The sequence below is a fragment of the Acidovorax sp. HMWF018 genome (assembly GCF_003061035.1).
Lineage (GTDB): Bacteria > Pseudomonadota > Gammaproteobacteria > Burkholderiales > Burkholderiaceae_C > Acidovorax > Acidovorax delafieldii.
This window is the reverse complement of sequence record NZ_QAIM01000336.1, coordinates 1-2048: the sequence shown is the minus strand read 5'-3', so window position 1 is coordinate 2048 and position 2048 is coordinate 1. Positions and strand designations below refer to the sequence as shown.

Genomic DNA, 2048 nt, shown 5'->3' with positions numbered 1-2048 from the left:
GCAGTGACCTGCTTGGAGAAGGCTTCGGCGCCGCAGGCGGGGCACACGGTCAGGGGTGCGTCGGAGATTTTTTGCAGCACATCCTTGGCATGGCCACAGGAGCCGCATTTGTAGGCGTAAATAGGCATGTCAGTGTGTTGAGGGAAAGTGGGAGGGTAGGGACAACCCATTACTGGACCATCCCCCCCTAAGAACCGTGCGTGCGACTTTCACCGCACACGGCTCAAGCACAACTTAGTCCAGCAATAAGCAAAACACGCGATTTTACTCTACGCGCCTTTCTTATCCTGAACCCTAAGCCTTGTTGAGGCCGGCTTCGCGACCGGCAACCCAAGGGCATGCAGCCTCTGATGGCACACCGGGTGCAGGAGCACCCGGTTAGACATAGCGTCCGACCCGCCATTCACCTTGTAAACAATGTGATGATCGTGCCAACCGCCTTCATGATCGAGCGGTTCTGTGCAGAGTGCACAGCGCCCGTCCTGGGAGATATACAGCATTGACGCTTCGTAACGATGGCGCAGGCTCCTTGCCGTGCGTTTCGTTCGCAACATCTCACCATACGCCTCCCAGACAGGATCAAAGGGGTTGTAGCCTCCTTTGATCTTTTCATGCCTTTCAATCACTGTGTCGCTTAATCGCGCCAACCGTTTCATGATCGGTTCGTCTTCTGTACCTACTTTGGTTGCGAACTCTGTCCTGTCGCTAATGACCTTCCAGTAACGTTGGGTGCACCAACTTGGGGACTTCTTCGGATGTCGCCTCCTCGCCCAGCGGACAAGCCGCCAGTAGATAAGGTAGTCCATCCGACTGAACGTCTCTTTCGCGACCACCGGTTGGTGATACCTAGCCCATCCCCGAAGGATTGGGTTAAGTTGCGCGATGAGATCCTCCTGTTTTGTCGATAGATGCGTCCTTACGATTTCCGATACCTTGCGATAGAACGCTTTCACGTTTTTCTTGCTCGGCTTGATTAGCAGCTTTCCACGGTATTTGCGGAAATTCCATCCAAGGAAATCGAAGCCTCGGTCAATGTGCGTGACGCAGGTCTTTTCCAGCGATAGCCGCAATCCTCGTTTTGCAAGGAATGCTTCTACCCATGGTCGGACTTCAATCTCTAACAGCTCTCGTGAGCTCCCAGTGATGACGAAGTCGTCCGCGTAGCGGACCACATTTACTTTGGCCCTACGAGCTTTCACAACACCCAGCCGCGCGTTTAAGTGCGCGGCGAGTCCCGTTTCCAACCCATTCAGAACGCAATTCGCCAGGGTTGGCGAAATGACACCACCTTGCGGTGTTCCCTCATCTGTCGGCGAGAAGCGACCCTGATGGACCACTCCGGCTTTCAACCATTTCCGTAGCACTTCCCTGTTTGTGAGAACACGGTCGAGCATCCAGTCATGATTGATATGGTCGAAGAACCCCTGAATGTCGGCTTCCAATACCCATTCGGCCGAGGCCTTCTGAGACAAGGAGACGAACAACTGGCTCATGGCATCGTGTGTTGAGCGCCCAGTCCGAAAGCCGTAGCTGTTCGGGTCGCTGGTGCACTCTGACACTGGCTCCAATGCAAGTAGGTGCAACGCCTGCATGGCCCTGTCAAACATGGTCGGAATGCCAAGCGGCCTTTCCTTCCCGTTTGCTTTGGGAATGTAGACCCGCCGCAGGGGCAGCGGTTTGTACCCTCGAAGATTCTTCAACCGACCGATCGCCGCCCATTTGGAGGCAGGCGAATCCCAAAGTTCGCGATCGACGCCACTCGTTCGTTTGCCTTGGTTTTCGGTCACTCGTCTCACGGCCAGCGCTCTGGCCGAGAACGAGTGAGTTAGAGACCTTTGCAGCGCTTTCACGCGGCGCCAGTCTTTTTCTTGCGTAGCCTTCGCTATACGGGTCTGCGTCGTCCGCACGTTCCGCGCCACTAGACCCCAATCGATGGAGTGCCAGTCTTGCGGTTCGCGTGAGGACGCAGACTCGTCGCGCGAAGCGACGTGTTTTCTCATGCTTTCCTCCAGGTTGAACCCCTGGAGACGCACACCTCCCCCGAAGGG

2 protein-coding genes are annotated in these 2048 nt (G+C 55.7%); both read right to left on the bottom strand.

Features of this window, described 5'->3' with window-relative positions; genetic code table 11:
- A partial coding sequence (locus DBR23_RS32280; RefSeq protein ID WP_146191323.1) for an FmdB family zinc ribbon protein occupies window positions 1-128 on the bottom strand: 128 nt, incomplete at its 3' end.
- Window positions 129-269: 141 nt separating this feature from the next.
- On the bottom strand, window positions 270-2000 hold the full coding sequence (ltrA, locus tag DBR23_RS12660; RefSeq protein WP_108498483.1) for a group II intron reverse transcriptase/maturase: 1731 nt from the start codon (window positions 1998-2000) through the stop codon (window positions 270-272).
- Window positions 2001-2048 lie beyond the last annotated feature (48 nt).

Coding starts and splice junctions, on each gene's coding strand:
- ltrA (WP_108498483.1), bottom strand. CDS start 2,000: ATGAGAAAACACGTCGCTTCGCGCGACGAGTCTGCGTCCTCACGCGAA.